This is a genomic window from Mycobacterium rhizamassiliense, from assembly GCF_900157375.1.
In the GTDB taxonomy this organism is placed as follows: Bacteria; Actinomycetota; Actinomycetes; order Mycobacteriales; family Mycobacteriaceae; genus Mycobacterium; species Mycobacterium rhizamassiliense.
The window spans coordinates 5,272,399-5,289,468 of record NZ_LT721901.1 but is presented as its reverse complement, the minus strand read 5'-3'; the positions used below and the strand labels follow the sequence as shown (position 1 = coordinate 5,289,468).

Annotated in this window: 17 protein-coding genes; 9 read left to right on the top strand and 8 right to left on the bottom strand. The window is 68.7% G+C overall.

The features are described 5' to 3' along the window. Positions 1 to 16 precede the first annotated feature (16 nt). A complete protein-coding gene (locus tag MRAB57_RS24960) occupies positions 17 to 931 on the top strand; it encodes a heme o synthase (RefSeq protein WP_077089732.1) in 915 nt (304 codons plus the stop codon). Positions 932 to 946: 15 nt separating this feature from the next. Here MRAB57_RS24960 and MRAB57_RS24955 read toward each other — a convergent pair whose 3' ends face one another. Continuing rightward, positions 947 to 1,924: a quinone oxidoreductase family protein gene (locus MRAB57_RS24955; protein WP_077089731.1), complete on the bottom strand. Its 978-nt coding sequence runs from the start codon at positions 1,922 to 1,924 to the stop codon at positions 947 to 949. 19 nt (positions 1,925 to 1,943) lie between these two features. Here MRAB57_RS24955 and MRAB57_RS24950 point away from each other — a divergent pair, with 19 nt between their 5' ends. Then, the gene (locus MRAB57_RS24950; protein WP_077089730.1) at positions 1,944 to 2,624 is read left to right on the top strand and encodes a hypothetical protein; all 681 of its coding nucleotides are present in this window, start codon (positions 1,944 to 1,946) and stop codon (positions 2,622 to 2,624) included. On the opposite strand, the gene MRAB57_RS24945 is transcribed toward MRAB57_RS24950, so the two are convergent. The 4 genes from MRAB57_RS24945 to mptB are packed head-to-tail and all read right to left on the bottom strand — an operon-like array spanning position 2,574 to position 7,025. After that, positions 2,574 to 3,548, bottom strand: a complete 975-nt coding sequence (locus tag MRAB57_RS24945; RefSeq protein WP_425436784.1) for a COX15/CtaA family protein — start codon at positions 3,546 to 3,548, stop codon at positions 2,574 to 2,576. The genes MRAB57_RS24950 and MRAB57_RS24945 overlap by 51 nt on opposite strands. Before the next feature lie 35 nt (positions 3,549 to 3,583). After that, positions 3,584 to 4,369: an ABC transporter permease gene (locus MRAB57_RS24940; RefSeq protein ID WP_077089729.1), complete on the bottom strand. Its 786-nt coding sequence runs from the start codon at positions 4,367 to 4,369 to the stop codon at positions 3,584 to 3,586. Then, on the bottom strand, positions 4,366 to 5,316 hold the full coding sequence (locus MRAB57_RS24935; protein WP_077089728.1) for an ABC transporter ATP-binding protein: 951 nt from the start codon (positions 5,314 to 5,316) through the stop codon (positions 4,366 to 4,368). Before MRAB57_RS24935 ends, MRAB57_RS24940 begins: the two co-directional genes overlap by 4 nt. Beyond that, complete coding sequence (gene mptB / locus MRAB57_RS24930) at positions 5,313 to 7,025, bottom strand: polyprenol phosphomannose-dependent alpha 1,6 mannosyltransferase MptB (protein WP_077089727.1); 1,713 nt, start codon at positions 7,023 to 7,025, stop codon at positions 5,313 to 5,315. The genes MRAB57_RS24935 and mptB overlap by 4 nt, the downstream gene beginning before the upstream one ends. Positions 7,026 to 7,106: 81 nt before the next feature. Here mptB and MRAB57_RS24925 point away from each other — a divergent pair, with 81 nt between their 5' ends. From MRAB57_RS24925 to MRAB57_RS24895, 7 genes are read left to right on the top strand one after another with little or no spacing between them, the layout of a single operon-like run. Beyond that, a complete protein-coding gene (locus MRAB57_RS24925) occupies positions 7,107 to 7,868 on the top strand; it encodes a helix-turn-helix transcriptional regulator (RefSeq protein WP_077089726.1) in 762 nt (253 codons plus the stop codon). A gap of 56 nt (positions 7,869 to 7,924) precedes the next feature. After that, positions 7,925 to 9,379: a Fe-S cluster assembly protein SufB gene (gene sufB / locus MRAB57_RS24920; protein WP_077089725.1), complete on the top strand. Its 1,455-nt coding sequence runs from the start codon at positions 7,925 to 7,927 to the stop codon at positions 9,377 to 9,379. Continuing rightward, positions 9,376 to 10,536 (top strand): Fe-S cluster assembly protein SufD, encoded by a 1,161-nt coding sequence (gene sufD / locus MRAB57_RS24915; RefSeq protein WP_077089724.1) that lies wholly within the window; start codon positions 9,376 to 9,378, stop codon positions 10,534 to 10,536. The genes sufB and sufD overlap by 4 nt, the downstream gene beginning before the upstream one ends. Continuing rightward, complete coding sequence (sufC, locus tag MRAB57_RS24910) at positions 10,536 to 11,309, top strand: Fe-S cluster assembly ATPase SufC (protein WP_077089723.1); 774 nt, start codon at positions 10,536 to 10,538, stop codon at positions 11,307 to 11,309. The genes sufD and sufC overlap by 1 nt, the downstream gene beginning before the upstream one ends. A gap of 2 nt (positions 11,310 to 11,311) precedes the next feature. Then, positions 11,312 to 12,565 (top strand): cysteine desulfurase, encoded by a 1,254-nt coding sequence (locus MRAB57_RS24905; protein WP_077089722.1) that lies wholly within the window; start codon positions 11,312 to 11,314, stop codon positions 12,563 to 12,565. Positions 12,566 to 12,568: 3 nt separating this feature from the next. Then, positions 12,569 to 13,045 (top strand): Fe-S cluster assembly sulfur transfer protein SufU, encoded by a 477-nt coding sequence (gene sufU / locus MRAB57_RS24900; protein WP_077089721.1) that lies wholly within the window; start codon positions 12,569 to 12,571, stop codon positions 13,043 to 13,045. Beyond that, on the top strand, positions 13,042 to 13,389 hold the full coding sequence (locus tag MRAB57_RS24895) for a metal-sulfur cluster assembly factor (RefSeq protein WP_077089720.1): 348 nt from the start codon (positions 13,042 to 13,044) through the stop codon (positions 13,387 to 13,389). The genes sufU and MRAB57_RS24895 overlap by 4 nt, the downstream gene beginning before the upstream one ends. A 34-nt stretch (positions 13,390 to 13,423) precedes the next feature. Here MRAB57_RS24895 and MRAB57_RS24890 read toward each other — a convergent pair whose 3' ends face one another. From MRAB57_RS24890 to MRAB57_RS24880, 3 genes are all read right to left on the bottom strand, one after another. Continuing rightward, positions 13,424 to 14,044 carry a hypothetical protein gene (locus MRAB57_RS24890; protein ID WP_342743352.1) on the bottom strand — a complete coding sequence of 207 codons (621 nt, stop codon included), beginning with the start codon at positions 14,042 to 14,044 and terminating at the stop codon, positions 13,424 to 13,426. 229 nt (positions 14,045 to 14,273) lie between these two features. Then, positions 14,274 to 15,020: a DUF5666 domain-containing protein gene (locus MRAB57_RS24885; protein WP_077089718.1), complete on the bottom strand. Its 747-nt coding sequence runs from the start codon at positions 15,018 to 15,020 to the stop codon at positions 14,274 to 14,276. Positions 15,021 to 15,098: 78 nt separating this feature from the next. Then, positions 15,099 to 16,928, bottom strand: a complete 1,830-nt coding sequence (locus MRAB57_RS24880; protein ID WP_077089717.1) for an acyl-CoA dehydrogenase — start codon at positions 16,926 to 16,928, stop codon at positions 15,099 to 15,101. Positions 16,929 to 17,070: the final 142 nt, after the last annotated feature.

The following is a 17,070-nucleotide window of genomic DNA, read 5'->3' as shown; positions in this document are numbered from 1 at the left end:
CCCGAGGAGTTATTGCGTGAGCGTTCGCGGGCGCGTCGCGCCGAGCCGAGTACGTCGCACCGTGCTCGCGTATTTGGCGTTGACGAAGCCCCGGGTGATTGAGCTGCTGCTGGTCACAGCCATACCTGCGATGCTGCTCGCGCACCGGGGTGAGGTGCACCCGCTGCTGATCCTCAACACGCTGATCGGCGGGATGCTCGCCGCAGGCGGTGCCAACACGCTGAACTGCGTGGCCGACGCCGACATCGACAAGCTGATGAAGCGCACCGCGCGCCGGCCGCTGGCGCGTGCCGCAGTGCCGACGCGAAACGCCCTGATCCTCGGGCTGGTGCTGACGGTGGCCTCCTTCTTCTGGCTCTGGCGGACCAGCAACCTGCTGTCGGGATTGCTGGCCATCGCCACCATCGCGTTCTACGTTTTCGTCTACACGCTGCTCCTCAAGCGCCGCACGTCGCAGAACGTCGTGTGGGGCGGCGCGGCGGGGTGCATGCCGGTGATGATCGGGTGGTCGGCGGTCACCGGCACCATCGGCTGGCCGGCCCTGGCGATGTTCGCGATCATCTTCTTCTGGACGCCGCCGCACACCTGGGCGCTGGCAATGCGATACAAGGACGACTACAAGGCGGCCGGGGTGCCGATGTTGCCCGCGGTGGCAACCGAGCGTCAGGTCACCAAGCAGATCCTGATCTACACGTGGCTCACGGTGTTCGCGACGCTGGCCCTGGGGCTGGCCGCGGGCTGGCTGTACGCGTCGGTCGCGGTGCTGGCCGGCGTGTGGTTCCTGGCGATGGCCCATCAGCTCTACGCCGGCGTGCGCGCCGGCGAGCCGGTCAAGCCGCTGCGGCTGTTCCTGCAGTCGAACAACTACCTGGCGGTGGTGTTCTGCGCGTTGGCCGTCGATTCGGTGCTGGGGCTACCGACGCTCTTCTGAGCGATCGTCGCCGCCCTACGGCAGCAGCACGACAGAGCCGGCCGTCTTGCGGCCCTGCAGATCCGTGTGCGCGCGGGCGGCCTCGGCCAGCGGATAGCGCCCGCCGACCTCGATGGTGAGGGCGCCACTCGAAATCGCCTCGAACAGTTCGTCGGCCCGCCAGCTGAACTCCTGGCCGGTGCGCATGAAGTGCACCAGCGCGGGCCGGGTCAGGAAGACCGAGCCGGCGGCGTTGAGGCGCTGCGGGTCTACCGGGGGAACGGGGCCACTGGCGGCGCCGAACAGCGCCAGCGTCCCGCGGACGGCGAGGCTGGCCAGGCTGGCGTCGAACGTCGTGGCGCCGACGCCGTCGTACACCGCCTCGACGCCGTTGCCGTCGGTGAGCGACCGGATCCGCTGGCCGAACGCGGCGGCGTCGTCGGGGTAGGGCAGCACCTCGTCGGCGCCGGCTCGCCGGGACAGCCGCTCCTTGTCGGGCGTCGAGACGGTGGTGATGACGCGGGCGCCCAGCAGATGCGCCCACTGCGTCAGGATCAGTCCCACCCCGCCGGCCCCGGCGTGCACCAGCACCGTGTCGCCGGTCTGCACCCGGTACACCGACTTGAGCAGATAGTGCGCGGTGAGGCCCTTCAGCAGGACCGACGCCGCCACCTCCGACGTGACGTTGTCCGGCACCTTAGCCGTCAAAGCCGCTGGGGCGACCGCGAATTCGGCGTAGGCACCGGCCGCCGCGGCTGACACCACGCGGTCGCCGACGCGGAAATCCGCGGGGGCGTTCTCGCCCAGGGCCGCGACGGTGCCGCACAGCTCGGAGCCGACGACGAACGGCACCTGGCGCGGGTACTGGCCGCTGCGGAAATACGTGTCGATGAAGTTGACGCCGATGGCTTCGGCCTTGATCAGCAGCTGGCCCTCGCCGGGCGTGGGTTCGGGCGTTTCGACGTAACGCAGGACCTCGGGGCCGCCGGTTTCACCGACTTCGATTGCGTGCATGTGGCTATCATGCCCGGGCATGAAGCTTGCCCGGCCGGATGTCTTCCATCCCCGCATCGTGCTGGCCGGATCGCCGCAGCACCCGGGCGGTGCCGCGGACGACGCCGGCCTGGTGACCGCGCTGCGACGCCGCGGCCTGCACGCCCGCTGGTCGTCCTGGGACGATCCGGAGACCGCCCGGGCGGATCTGGTGATCCTGCGGGTGGGGCGCGAATACGCGCGGCGGGCCGACGAATTCCTCGCCTGGACAACGCGTATGGGCAACCTGCTGAACCCGCGCCCCGCGGTGGCCTGGAATCTGGCTGCGCGATACCTGGATGACCTGGCGGCCGCGGGGGTGCCGACGCTGCCCGCAGGGACGTCGGCAGATCCCGTCGCGTTGACGTTTTTCGGCGGCGAGCAGTCGCACGCCTTCACCGGGGCGCACGCGGTCGAGCCGGAGTTCGAGGTGTGGGACGTCGGTCACGCCGCCCTCGCGGCGGCCGCAGAACGCGCCGGAATCGTCACGAGCGAGCTGCTGTACGCACGCGTCGATGTCGACGGCGACCGGGTTGCCCGGCTGGATGTGGTTGCGCCACCGCTGGGTTGGCGGCGACTGGACCCCGCGGCGCGCGAGTCGGCCCAGCGCCGGTTCGCCGTGGCCGTGGAGTCAGCCTGCGAGCGGCTCGGGCTCGGTCCGTTCTCGCATCGAGGCCCATAGCGCCGCCGTCGCCGCGGTGCAGGCCGCGGCCCCGGCGACGTGGACCGCGACCAGCGCGGCGGGGACCCCGGTGAAGTACTGCACGGTGCCCACGGCGGCCTGGGCGCAGACCAGGGCCAGCAGCACGCCCAGCCGCAGCAGCACGGGCCGGGCCGCGCCGACCGCGAGCAGCCCGAAGCCCAGGCCCACCAGCAGCGCCAGGTACGCGACCAGCAGCGACGAATGCATGTGCACCAGCGTGGTGATCTCCACCTTCAGCCGCGGCACCGTCCGGCTGGGGCTGCGGTCTCCCGCGTGCGGACCCGCGGCGGTCACCAGCGTGCCGGTGACCAGCAGCACCGCCAGGTTCACCGCGCTCAGCGCCGTCAGCGCCCGCAGCGGCCTGGCCACCCGCTGGTGCACCACGCCGTCGTCGGGCTCGCCGACCTTCACGTAGAGCAGCACCGACAGCCACACCATCGTCATCGACGTCAGCAGGTGGATGGCGACCGTCCACCACAGCAGCCCGGTGCGCACGGTGATGCCACCGATCACGGCCTGCACCACCGTCGACACTGGCATCAGCCACGCGTAGAGGAGCACCTCGGAGCGTCGCCGCGCCCGCGTCACGGCCAGCACGGCCAGCGCCGCGGCCACCACGACCGCGAAGGTGATCATTCGGTTGCCGAATTCGACGGCCTGGTGGATGCGCGGCACCTCGGCGTGGGCCACCGGAACGAAGCTGCCCGGGAAGCACTGCGGCCAGGTCGGACAACCCAGCCCCGACGCGGTGACGCGCACGATCGCGCCGGTGACCGCGATGCCGCCCTGGGTCAGGATCACCAGCGCGGCGACGAGGCGCTGGACGCGCAGGCTCGGGTTGGGGAGTAGGTCCACCAACCGCATCAGCACCCGTCCGACGGCCATCGCCCGATCGTAGGGCACCGTAAACTACAGCTTGTAGTACGGCCCGGGGCCGATCAGGTGAAGCGGAACCAGCGGCGCGCGGCCAGGGCCGCCCCGGCGCCCCACGCCACCAGGACGGCGATACCGAACCAGTCCACCGACAACGTCATCGCCTGCGACAGCGCCTCGGTCAGCGCGCCCGACGGCGTGAGCCGGGACAGCCATTTGGCCCACGACGGGATCATCCCGGTTTCCACGGTCAAGGCGCCGAGACCGGCGAAGACGAACCACAGCAGGTTGGCGACCGCGAGCACGATCTCGGCCCGCAGCGTGCCGCCGAGCAGCAGCCCCAGGGCCGCGAAACCCGCGGTGCCCAGCGCGATGACCGCCGCGCCCAACCCCAGCGCCAACGGGTCGGGTCGCCAGCCGAGCGCAAAACCGATGCCGCCTAACAGGATTGCCTGCAAGAACACCACTGTGACGACCGCCAGCGACTTTCCGGCGATGATGCCCCAGACCGGAAGTGGCGTGGCGCCAAGCCTTTTCAACGCCCCATACCGGCGATCGAACGCGACCGCGATCGCCTGCCCGGTGAACGCGGTCGAGATCACCGCCAGCGCCATGATCACCGGCGTGAAGATCGCGGCGCGATGCTGCCCGAACGAGCCGAGCGGCAGCAGCGTGAGCCCGACCAGCAGTGTGATCGGGATGAACATCGTCAGCAAAAGCTGCTCGCCGTTGCGCAGCAGCAGCTTGAGCTCCAGATTGAACTGTGCGGCAAGCATTTTCGAAATCGCGCTGGGACGCGGGTCGGGCGTGAAGGTGCCCGCGGGAAACAGCGGGCCGTTGGTCTGTGTCACTGCCGCAACTTCCTACCGGTGAGGTCGAGGAACACGTCCTCGAGGCTGCGTTGCTCGACGCGCATGTCGGTGGCCAGCACGTCGATGCGCGCGCACCATGCCGTGACGGTCGCCAGCACCTGCGGGTCGACCGGGCCCTCGACCAGGTATTCGCCCGGCGTGACCTCGGTGGCCAGGTAGTCCTCCGGCAGCGCCGACGACAGCAGGGACAGGTCGAGTCGCGGTGGCGCGCTGAACCGCAGCTGGTCTTTGGCGCCGCTGCGCATCAGCTCCGCCGGCGTGCCCGCGGCCACCGTCTGCCCGTGGTCGATGATCACCAGCCGATCGGCGAGCTCCTCGGCCTCCTTGAGCTGGTGGGTCGTCAGCACCACCGCCACGCCGTCGCGGCGCAGCGCGTCGATCAGCTCCCAGACCAGCAGCCGGGCGTGGGCGTCCATGCCGGCGGTGGGCTCGTCGAGGAACACCAGCTCGGGGCGCCCGGCCAGCGCGCATGCCAGCGCGAGCCGTTGCTGTTGTCCCCCCGAGAGGCGTCGGTAGGTGGTGCGGGCGGCGTCGGTGAGGCCCAGCGTGTCCAGCAGCCACGCGGGGTCCAGCGGGTTGGCGGCATAGGAGGCCACCAGGTTGAGCATTTCTTCCGCGCGCGCCGCCGGGTAGCCGCCGCCGCCTTGCAGCATCACCCCGATGCGGGCGCGCAGCCGGGCGTTGTCGGCGATCGGGTCCAGGCCCAGCACCTCGATCGTGCCGCCGTCCGGGCGGGTGAAGCCCTCGCACATTTCGACCGTCGTGGTCTTGCCGGCGCCGTTGGGCCCCAACAGCGCGAACACCTCGGCGGCGTGCACGTCCAGGTCGAGGTTGGAGACGGCCGTCGTCGACCCGTATTGCTTGGTTACCCCGCGCAGCCGCACCACAGTGTCGGGTGCGTGCGGGACGTGGGGGGCCGAGCTCACGTCGAGTCAGCGTAAGCGTCCGGCGCCGCCGTCGGCCGTTGGGTCTCGCCGGCCTCGGCGGACTGCGGGACGGCAGTGCCTGCCGCGCCGTTGGATTCGCCGTCCTGGGCCGGCTTCACCTGCAGCGGACGCCACGGCAACCGGGTGTATGTCAGCGCGACCAGCAACACCACGACGGCGGCACTGGCCAGGGTGGCATCCAGGATCTGGAACAACGCGAAGCGGTCGCCGTTTGCCGTCGGGCCGAAGATGCCCACCACGAGCGTGATGATGATGACCGCCACCCGGAAACCTTGGTGGGTCGCCCAGGCGGCAAGCGGGATGATGGCCCACAGCAGATACCAGGGCTGCACGACGGGGAACAGCAGGACGCAGATGCCCAGCGCGACGCCGAGGCCGCCGATCGGGTGCAACCGCCCGCGGAAGACGGCGAGCAACAGCCAGGCCACCAACACCGTGATGATCAGCACGCCGATGGAACGGGTCAGTGCCAGGACGGCGGTGGTGTGATCGCCCAGGCCCAGCAGAATGCCGACCTGCCCGGTGCCCAGCGCCAGCAGCGTCGGCGGCGACATCCAGCTGCGCACCACATTCGCGGTGCCCAGCGTGAAGATCCAGCCGAACCCCAGGCCGCTGGCCCACCCGACGACGGCCATCACCGCCACCGACAATGCCGTCATCCCGCCGCCTGCCAGCAGCAGCGCTCGCAGATTGCCACCCAACCGGTAGGCCAGCGCCATCGTGACGAAGCCCAGCGCCAGCAGCGACGGCAGTTTCACCTGCGACGACAGCGTGATCAGCACGGCGCCGGCCAGCAGCATGCCCAGCGGTTCCCAATCCGAGCCGATGCGCCACGACCGGGGCCGCAGTCGCGCCGAGTCGATGCCGCGCAGCGCGAACTCGGCGCCGGCCAGCATCAGTCCGAGCATCAGCGCCTCGTTGTGGATGCCGGCGACCAGATGCATGATCAGCAGCGGATTGGCCGCCCCCAGCCACAGCGCGCTCACCTCAGCCACGCCGCAGCGCCGGGCCAGCCGGGGCGTTGCCCACACGATCAGGGCCACCCCGATCAGCACCACGATCCGGTGGCAGAGCACGGCGGCGACGATGTTTTCGCCGGTCACCGCCGAGATTCCGCGCCCAATCCACAAAAACAACGGGCCGTAGGGCGCGGGCGTCTCCCGCCACAGGCTGGGGACCGACAGCGTGAATACGTGGCCAAGCCCCAGCCCGGACGCCGGACCCACCTTGTAGGGGTCGAGCCCTTCCAGCGAGATCTGGCTCTGCGCCAGGTAGGAGTAGACGTCCTTGCTGTACATCGGGGGCGCGGGCAGCAGCGGCAGCATCCACAGCAGCAGCGTGCGGTCCAGTTCGCCGCGCGACATCCGCCTGCGGCCCAGCGCGAACCGTCCGAGCATCAACCAGGCCAGCGCCATCATGACCGCCCCGGTCGTCGTCATCGTCAACGACACCGTTTGGATGCGGGAGGGCAGGTTGAGCAACCGCACCCCGAACGTCGGGTCCTGAACGACGGGCCGGGCCCCCGCGCCCAGCGCGCCGATCGCCATCAGCACGGTCCCGGTGGCGCCTAACAGGCGCGTGCGCCGCATGGCGGTGAGCTCGGTAGCGTTCAGCGGCGAGCCGACGGCTTGTTCATCGCCGTGCAAGCTGGCGATTGACGAGCTCAGCGTGTGGTGGCGCGCTGCCATCAGTGCAGCGTAGCTGCACCTCACGAGACGGCCGGGCAGTGCTCACGGTGTGAGCACTGCAACCCTCTACAGAGGGCACCCTTGCTAGACCGATCCCCGGAATTGCGTCACACTGGTGTTGTGGAAATCCAAACCGGCGACCAGGTCGACGTGGCTCCCGCGCCGGCCGTGGCCAGTGCGGTACCGGATGGTCACACCCGCCGCGCCATCGTGCGCCTGCTGCTGGAGTCCGGATCGATCACCGTCAGCGAGATCGGCGACCGGTTGGGCCTCGCGGCCGCCGGGGTGCGCCGTCATCTCGACGCGCTGATCGAGGCGGGCGACGCCGAGTCGGCGGCCGCCGCATCCTGGCAGCAGGCCGGTCGTGGTCGGCCCGCACGACGCTACCGGTTGACCTCTGTCGGGCGGGCCAAGCTTGACCACGCCTACGACGACCTGGCGGCGGCGGCGATGCGCCAACTGCGTGAAATCGGCGGACAGGGCGCGGTGCAGACCTTCGCCCGGCGCCGCATCGACGCGATCCTGGCCGATGTCGAGCCGGCCGACAGTGCCGACGACGCCGATGTCGAGGCGGCGGCCGAGCGGGTGGCCGGCGCGCTGACCAAGGCCGGCTACGTCGCCACCACCACGCGGGTGGGCCTGCCGCTGCACGGCGTGCAGATCTGCCAGCACCACTGCCCGGTATCGCATGTCGCCGAGGAATTCCCGGAACTGTGCGAGGCGGAGCGGGAGGCGATGGCCGAGGTTATCGGCACCCACGTGCAGCGGTTGGCGACCATCGTCAACGGCGACTGCGCCTGTACCACCCATGTGCCGCTGACCCCGGCGGCAGCCAAGACCTAGCATCAAGCGGCGCCCAGCCCGCGCCAGCACCGTACGAGCACCAAAGGAGCGTCCGAATGACACTCACGCCAGAGGCCACCAAGCCGCCGCTTACCGGAACGCCGTTGACCCAGGAGCAGGCGATTGCATCCCTGGGCAACTACGGCTACGGCTGGGCGGACTCCGACGTCGCGGGCGCCAGCGCGCAGCGTGGCCTGTCCGAGGCGGTGGTCCGCGACATCTCGGCGAAGAAGAACGAGCCGGAGTGGATGCTCAACGTCCGGCTCAAGGCGCTGCGTACGTTCGAGAAGAAGCCGATGCCGAACTGGGGCTCCAACCTGGAAGGCATCCACTTCGACAACATCAAGTACTTCGTGCGCTCCAGCGAGAAGCAGGCCGCGACCTGGGACGACCTGCCCGCGGACATCAAGAACACCTACGACAGGCTGGGCATCCCGGAAGCGGAGAAGCAGCGGCTGGTCTCCGGTGTCGCCGCGCAGTATGAGTCCGAGGTCGTCTATCACTCCATCCGTGAGGATCTGGAGAAGCTGGGCGTCCTCTTCCTGGACACCGACACGGCGCTGCGCGAGCACCCGGAGATGTTCAAGCAATACTTCGGCACCGTGATCCCGGCCGGTGACAACAAGTTCTCCGCGCTGAATACCGCTGTGTGGTCGGGCGGTTCGTTCATCTACGTGCCGCCGGGCGTGCACGTAGATATTCCGCTGCAGGCCTACTTCCGGATCAACACCGAGAACATGGGCCAGTTCGAGCGGACGCTGATCATTGTCGACGAGGGCGCCTACGTGCACTACGTCGAGGGTTGTACGGCGCCGATCTACAAGAGCGACTCGCTGCACTCCGCGGTGGTCGAGATCATCGTGAAGCCCGGTGGCCGTTGCCGTTACACGACCATCCAGAACTGGTCGAACAACGTCTACAACCTGGTCACCAAGCGCACCCGTGCCGAGGCCGGCGCCACCATGGAGTGGGTCGACGGCAACATCGGGTCGAAGGTGACCATGAAGTACCCGGCAGTCTGGATGACCGGCGAGTACGCCAAGGGCGAGGTGCTCTCGGTGGCGTTCGCCGGCGAGGGCCAGCACCAGGACACCGGCGCCAAGATGCTGCACCTGGCGCCCAACACGTCGAGCAACATCGTCTCCAAATCGGTGGCGCGCGGCGGCGGCCGCGCCTCCTACCGCGGTCTGGTCCAGATCAACAAGGGTGCGCACGGATCGCGATCCAGCGTGAAATGCGATGCGCTGCTGGTCGATACGATCAGCCGCAGCGACACCTACCCCTATGTCGACATCCGCGAGGACGACGTCACGATGGGTCACGAGGCCACCGTGTCCAAGGTCAGCGCGGACCAGCTCTTCTACCTGATGAGTCGCGGGATGACCGAGGACGAGGCGATGGCGATGGTGGTGCGCGGCTTCGTCGAGCCGATTGCCAAGGAACTGCCGATGGAGTACGCGCTGGAGCTCAACCGGCTGATCGAGCTGCAGATGGAGGGCGCGGTCGGATGACCGCTGCCGCACTAAATCTGAATAAGGGCGAGCTGTTCGCGTCCTTCGATGTTGATGCTTTCGAGGTTCCGCACGGCCGCGACGAGATGTGGCGGTTTACCCCGCTGCGACGGTTGCGCGGCCTGCACGACGGCTCGGCCGTCGCCAACGGCAAGGCTGCGATCAGTGTCAGCGAACAGCCCGGCGTGCAGACCGAAACCGTGCGCCGCGGCGACGAGCGGCTGGGCCAGGGTGGCGTCCCCACTGATCGTGTTGCGGCCCAGGCATTCTCGTCGTTCAACTCCGCGACGGTGGTGACCGTGGCGCGCGACACCGAGGTCGCCAAGCCGATCGAGATCGTCGTCACCGGGCCCGGCGAGGGCGCGGTCGCGTACGGGCACCTGCAGATCCGCGTCGAAGAACTCGCCCGCGCCATCGTGGTCGTCGACCTGCGCGGCAGCGGGACCTACGCCGACAACGTCGAAATCATCGTCGGTGACTCGGCAGCCCTCGGGGTGATCTGGATCGCCGACTGGGCCGACGACATGGTGCACGTCAGCGCGCATCACGCACGGCTGGGCAGGGATTCGGTGCTCGGCCATGTCAACGTGACGCTCGGGGGCGACCTGGTTCGTACGTCGACGACGGTGCGGTTCACCGCTGCGGGCGGCGACGCTCAACTGCTCGGCACCTATTTCGCCGACGACGGCCAGCACTTCGAATCCCGGTTACTCGTCGACCACGCCTACCCCAACTGCCGCTCCGACGTGTTGTACAAGGGTGCGCTGCAAGGCGATCCGGACTCCAAGCGGCCCGACGCCCACACGGTGTGGATCGGCGATGTGCTGATCAGGGCCGAGGCCACCGGCACCGACACGTATGAGGCGAACCGCAACCTGGTGCTCACCGACGGCGCCCGCGCCGATTCGGTGCCCAACCTCGAAATCGAGACGGGCGAGATCGTCGGCGCCGGACACGCAAGTGCCACGGGAAGATTCGACGACGAGCAGGTGTTTTATCTACGAGCTCGCGGTATCCCGGAAGACCAGGCTCGCAGGCTGATCGTGCGCGGCTTCTTCGCGGAGATCATCCAGAAGATCGCCGTGGCGTCCGTCCGTGACCGGCTGACCGAGGCCATCGAACACGAACTTGAGTTAACCGAAGGAATCAAGAACTGATGACCACGCTCGAAATCAAAGATCTGCACGTCAGCGTCTCGCCCGCCAATGACGCCGAGGCCATCCCGATCCTCAAGGGTGTCGATCTCACGGTGAAGTCGGGGGAGACGCACGCGCTGATGGGCCCGAACGGGTCCGGCAAGTCGACCCTGTCCTACGCGATCGCCGGGCATCCGAGGTACGAGGTGACGTCCGGTTCGATCACGTTGGACGGCGAGGACGTGCTGGCGATGAGCGTCGACGAACGCGCGCGGGCCGGTTTGTTCCTGGCGATGCAGTACCCGATTGAGGTGCCGGGGGTGTCGATGTCGAACTTCCTGCGCACCGCCGCCGCGGCCGTGCGCGGTGAGGCGCCGAAGCTGCGGCACTGGGTCAAGGAAGTCAAGGGCGCGATGGGCGATCTCGGCATCGATCCGGCGTTCTCCGAACGCAGTGTGAACGAAGGCTTTTCGGGCGGTGAGAAGAAGCGTCACGAGATCCTGCAGCTGTCGCTGCTCAAGCCCAAGATCGCGATCCTGGACGAGACCGACTCCGGGCTGGACGTCGACGCGCTGCGGGTGGTGAGCGAGGGAGTGAACCGTTACGCCGAAGCCGAGCACGGGGGCGTCCTGCTGATCACGCACTACACCCGGATCCTGCGCTACATCCGGCCGCAGTTCGTGCACGTGTTCGTCGGCGGCCGCATCGTCGAGGCCGGCGGCCCCGAACTGGCCGACGCACTCGAAGAGCACGGCTACGAGCGCTTCGCACAGTCGGCTGCCACGGGGGCGTAACCATGTCGGCCTCCGTGACTCCACTGGACCTCGCGGCGATCCGTGCTGACTTCCCGATACTGAAGCGCATCATGCGCGGGGGAAATCAGTTGGCGTATCTGGATTCCGGCGCGACGTCGCAACGGCCGTTGCAGGTGCTCGACGCCGAGCGGGAGTTTTTGTTGACGTCCAACGGCGCGGTGCACCGCGGCGCGCACCAGCTGATGGAAGAGGCCACCGACGCCTACGAGCAGGGCCGTGCCGGTATCGCGGCGTTCGTCGGCGCCGACGCGCAAGAGCTGGTCTTCACCAAGAACGCCACCGAGTCGCTCAACCTGGTGTCGTACGTGCTGGGCGACAAGCGCTTTGATCGGGCCGTCGGCGAGGGTGACGTCATCGCCATCACCGAGCTCGAGCACCACGCCAACATCGTCCCGTGGCAGGAGCTGGCCCGGCGGACCGGGGCGACCGTGCGCTGGTACGGCGTGACCGACGACGGGCGCATCGACCTGGACTCGCTGCAGCTCGACGAGCGGGTGAAAGTCGTTGCGTTCAGCCATCACTCGAACGTCACCGGTGCGATCGCGCCGGTGGACGAGCTGGTGGCCCGGGCCAAGGCCGTGGGCGCGCTGACGGTGCTGGACGCCTGCCAGTCGGTCCCGCACCAGCCCGTCGACTTCCACGCCCTCGACGTCGACTTCGGCGCGTTCTCCGGGCATAAGATGCTGGGCCCCAACGGCATTGGCGTGCTCTACGGCCGCAGCGAGTTGCTCGAGGCGCTGCCGCCGTTCCTCACCGGTGGTTCGATGATCGAGACGGTCGCGATGGACGCCACCACGTATGCCGCGCCCCCGCAGCGGTTCGAGGCCGGCACCCCGATGACCTCGCAGGTCGTCGGGTTGGGGGCGGCCGCCCGCTACCTCGGTGCCGTCGGCATGGACGCCGTGCAAGCCCACGAACACGAGCTGGTTGCCCGCGCCCTCGACGGCCTGGCCGGCATCGACGCGGTGCGCATCATCGGGCCGACGTCGATGGACGACCGTGGCTCGCCGGTCGCCTTCGTCGTCGACGGCGTGCACGCGCACGACGTCGGTCAGGTGCTCGACGACGAGGGCGTGGCGGTGCGGGTCGGACACCACTGTGCGATGCCGCTGCACCGCCGCTTCGGCGTGGCCGCCACCGCGCGGGCGTCGTTCGCGCTGTACAACACCGCCGACGAGGTCGACCGCTTGGTGGCCGGGATCCGGCGATCCCTCGACTTCTTCGCCAGGGGTTGAGTCATGCGCCTAGAGCAGATGTATCAGGACGTGATCCTCGATCACTACAAACACCCGCAGCACCGCGGGCTGCGAGAACCGTTCGGGGCCCAGGTTTTTCACGTCAACCCGGTCTGCGGTGACGAGGTCACGCTGCGGGTGGCGCTGTCCGGCGACGGCGAGACCGTGGTCGACGTCTCCTACGACGGGCAGGGCTGCTCGATCAGCCAGGCGGCGACGTCGGTGCTCACCCAGCAGGTGATCGGTCAGAGCGTGGGCGACGCGCTGAAGACCGTCACCGCGTTCAACGAGATGATCTCGTCGCGCGGCACGATCGAGGGCGACGAGGACGTCCTGGGCGACGGCATCGCGTTCGCCGGCGTGGCGAAGTACCCGGCCCGCGTCAAGTGCGCGCTGCTGGGCTGGATGGCGTTCAAGGATGCGGTGGCGCAGGCCAGCGCCGGTGCCGAGATACCTACGAATGGAAGCGACGGAGCATGAGCGAAACCAGCGCACCCAATGACGAAATCATCTTCGACCTCGAAGAGGCGATGCGCGATGTCGTCGACCCCGAATTGGGGATCAATGTCGTCGATCTGGGACTGGTCTACGGCTTGAATATCGAGAAGGGCGAAGACGGCACCGTCGCGCTGCTCGACATGACGCTGACGTCGGCGGCCTGCCCGCTGACCGATGTCATCGAGGATCAGTCGCGCACGGCGCTGATCGGCAGCGGCCTGGTCAACGACCTGCGGATCAACTGGGTCTGGAACCCGCCGTGGGGCCCGGACAAGATCACCGAAGACGGCCGCGAGCAGCTGCGCGCGCTCGGCTTCACCGTCTGAATCAGCCCCGCCGCAAGCGGATTCGACCTGTTCCTTATATGTGGAACGGGAGATGGATCGGCAGGTGGGGCAGGTGATGGTGATGTCCGCCCATGGGGGGACAGGGCTGCAGGCTGACCGCGGTCGCCTTTAGCCCGCCGTCGCCCTCGGTGCCCTGAGCCGCCATGCACTTACCATCCGTGATCGCCTGGCCGTTGGTGACCGCGTCATTGCTGTAAGTAGTGGAGTCGCCGACCGGCACGTTGACGGGCGTCACCTTGCCGCCGGGCGCCAGGGTGTTCATCGCGATGGTGTTGGGCGACACCGATGTCACCTGGCCGAAGACGCCGGTGGGGGCGCCGCTCTGCGCGGGCGCAGGTGTGCCGCCGGAAGTGGCCTCCGGGGGTGGCAGGCAGCTGCCGTTGACGGCGGGGCTGATCTTCACCGTCTGCGCGGGCTGCCCGGGCTGCGCGGCGCGCGCGCTGACGCAGCTACCCGGCTTGACGTCGGCGAGCTTTGCCGGTGCGGCCTCGGTGACCATCGTCGCCGGTGCGAAATCGACCGTGGCCGAGCCGCTTCGGGTCCGCAGCTGGATGACGCCGCCCGATACCGAGCGCACCATGCCTTCGACGTGGTCCTTGCCGGCCGACGGTGGCGTCGCCGGGGGCAGCGGCACGGGTGCCGAGGTCGGTGCTGATGTTTTCGGGCTCAGCGATTCCGGGGGCGCTCCGGTGTTGTTTCGGTTCGGCGCGCCGCATGCAGCAACGCACAGCGCCGTCGCCGCAAAAACCGCAAGCCGAGCCGCTCTTTGACTCCGCATTCGGGCCGGGTACCCGGCCTGGGGCAGATATCACTAACGCGGTCGTATTAAGTGCCTCACACCCGCGCCGGATCGGGCAGCACGATCAGCCGCCGTGGCCGTGCGCCGGCTTTCCACCCTCGCCTGGGCAGTTACCGTTGCGGGCCGGCCGCAGGTTGATGGTGGTGGCCTGCAGAGCGCCGCCGGTGTCGAGGCTGCCCTGCGCCGTGAGGCACTGGCCCTGCGCGATCGACTGCGTGCTGCCGGGGGTCTGCTTGCTGTATCGGGTCTGGTCGTTGACCGTCACCGCCGTTTGGCCGTTGTTGCCGCCGGCACCGGGGGTGCTGACGTTGATCGTGTTGCCGGACACCGCGGCGACCGGGCCCTGGATGCCTGGATGCTTCGTGCCCGGTGCCGCGCCCTGAGGGCATTTGCCGTCGGCGGTTTGGGTCACGCGCACCGCTGCGGCGGTGACGGGCTGCGCGCCTTGGGGTTCGCCGTGCGTCGGCCGCACGCTGACGCAGCTGCCCGTGGTGACGTCGGTCAGCGAGCCGGCGGTCACTTCGGTGACCTTCGTCGACGGCGTGAAATCGACAGTGGCGTTGCCCTTTTGGCGCGTCACCTGGGCGGCGTTGCCCGACACCGACGCGATCAGGCCGCTGACCCGCGCGTGGCCATTGGCCGGAGGCGAGGCCGACGTCGACGGCGCGCCGGAGCCGTTCGGTGCCGGTGCGGCGGACTGGGGGCTTGCGGTGTTCGACGAACCGCAGGCCGCAACGGACAGCGCCGTGGCGGCGCTGACCGCGACGAGCGCGAACCGGGCGCGCCGGGATGTCTGAGAAATGGCAGGCATCAACGTTTCTCCAATCAGTGGTCCCGCGAACGGGTCTACCTGACGGAGCTGTGTCTGGCCTATGTGAATCGAGCGGTCTTAGAAGGCGTCTTCGGAAAGGCGCATGATCTCGTCGTCGAGTGACTCGATGATCGCGCGCTGTGCGGTCAATTTCGGAAGCATGTTCCGGCCGAAGAAGGCGGAGGTCGCGATCTTGCCTTGGTAGAACGCCTCGTCGTCCTTCGAGGAACCGTCCGCGATTGCGGCGCGGGCGATTTCGGCCTGCACCAGCAGGCGCCAGCCGATGAGCAGGTCGCCGACGGCCAGCAGGTATCGCACCGATCCCAGCCCGACCTTGTAGATGTCCGCCGGATGCTGCGCGGCGGACATCAGGTAGCCGGTCAGGGCGCCGGTCATCGCTGTGACGTCGTCGAGGGCGGTCTGCAACAGCTCGGCGTGCGGCTTCAGCTCCTCGGAGCAGGTGTCGATGGTGTGACCGATCTGAGCCGTGACGAACTGCAGGGCCTCGCCGCGGTCGCGAACGATCTTGCGGAAGAACAGGTCCAGGGACTGGATGGCCGTGGTGCCCTCGTACAGCGAATCGATCTTCGAGTCGCGGATGTATTGCTCCAGCGGGTAGTCCTGCAGGAATCCCGAGCCGCCCAGCGTCTGCAGCGACTCGGTGAGAATCTCGTAGGCCCGTTCGGAGCTCACGCCCTTGACGACCGGCAGCAACAGGTCGTCGATGCGGTGCGCCATCTTGGGGTCGGCACCCGAAACATGTTGGGCTACAGCATGATCCTGATGCGCGGCGGCGTACATGTACAACGCCCGCAGCCCCTCGGCGTAGGACTTCTGCGTCATTAGGCTGCGGCGGACGTCCGGGTGGTGGATGATCGTGACGCGCGGCGCGGTCTTGTCCGCCATCTGCGTGAGATCGGCGCCCTGCACCCGCTCCTTGGCGAAGGCCAGCGCGTTGAGGTAGCCGGTGGACAGTGTGCCCGCGGCCTTGACGCCGATGGTCATCCGCGCGTGCTCGATCACGGTGAACATCTGCGCGATCCCGTTGTGCACATCGCCGACGAGGTAGCCGACGGCGGGCACATCGGTGGCGCCAAAAGTCAGCTCGCAGGTCGGGGAGGACTTGATGCCCATCTTGTGTTCCAGCCCGGTGGCGAAAACCCCGTTGCGGGTGCCCAGTTCGAACGTCTCGGGATCGAAAAGGTACTCGGGCACATAGAACAGGCTCAGCCCCTTGGTGCCCGGGCCCGCGCCCTCGGGCCGGGCCAACACCAGGTGGAAGATGTTGTCGGCGGTGTCGCCGACGTCTCCGCCGGAGATGAATCGCTTCACGCCCTCGATGTGCCAGGTGCCGTCGGGCTGCCCGATGGCCTTGGCGCGCCCAGCGCCGACGTCGGAACCCGCGTCGGGCTCGGTGAGCACCATGGTGGCCGCCCAGCCGCGCTCCACACCCTCGGCCGCCCACCGCTGTTGTTCCTCGTTGCCCTCGGCGTACAGCGCCTGGGCCATCAGCGGGCCGAGGCTGAAGAAGTTCGCGGAGGGGTTGGCGCAGAAGATCATCTCGTTGACCGCCCACGCCAGTGGCGCCGGCGCGGCCATGCCACCGATCGCCTCGTCGATGCTCAGGCGCCACCAGCCGGCCTCGCGGATCGCCTGCACGGTCTTCACCAGCTCTGGCGCCACGCTGATGGTGTGGGTCGCCGGGTCGAATACCGGTGGATTGCGGTCGGCGAACGCGAACGATTCGGCGACCGGGCCTTCCGCCAGCCGGGCCGCCTCGGACAGGATCGTCCGGACCGTGTCCGCGTCGAGCTCGCTGTACTCCCCGGAGCCGAGCACGGCGCCGACATCGAGCACCTCGAAGAGGTTGAATTCCAGATCGCGCACATTAGCGATGTAGTGGCCCAAGGCTTCTCCCGTTGTGGTCGCCTGAGTGGTCCCGCCGCCGACGGAGCAACAGCCCTCAGTCTGGGGCAGGAGTGAAAACGTACGCAACCGTAACCTCGGATCGGCGAGTCGCGGCGGCGGCGCGCGGCCACGACTCGTGCAC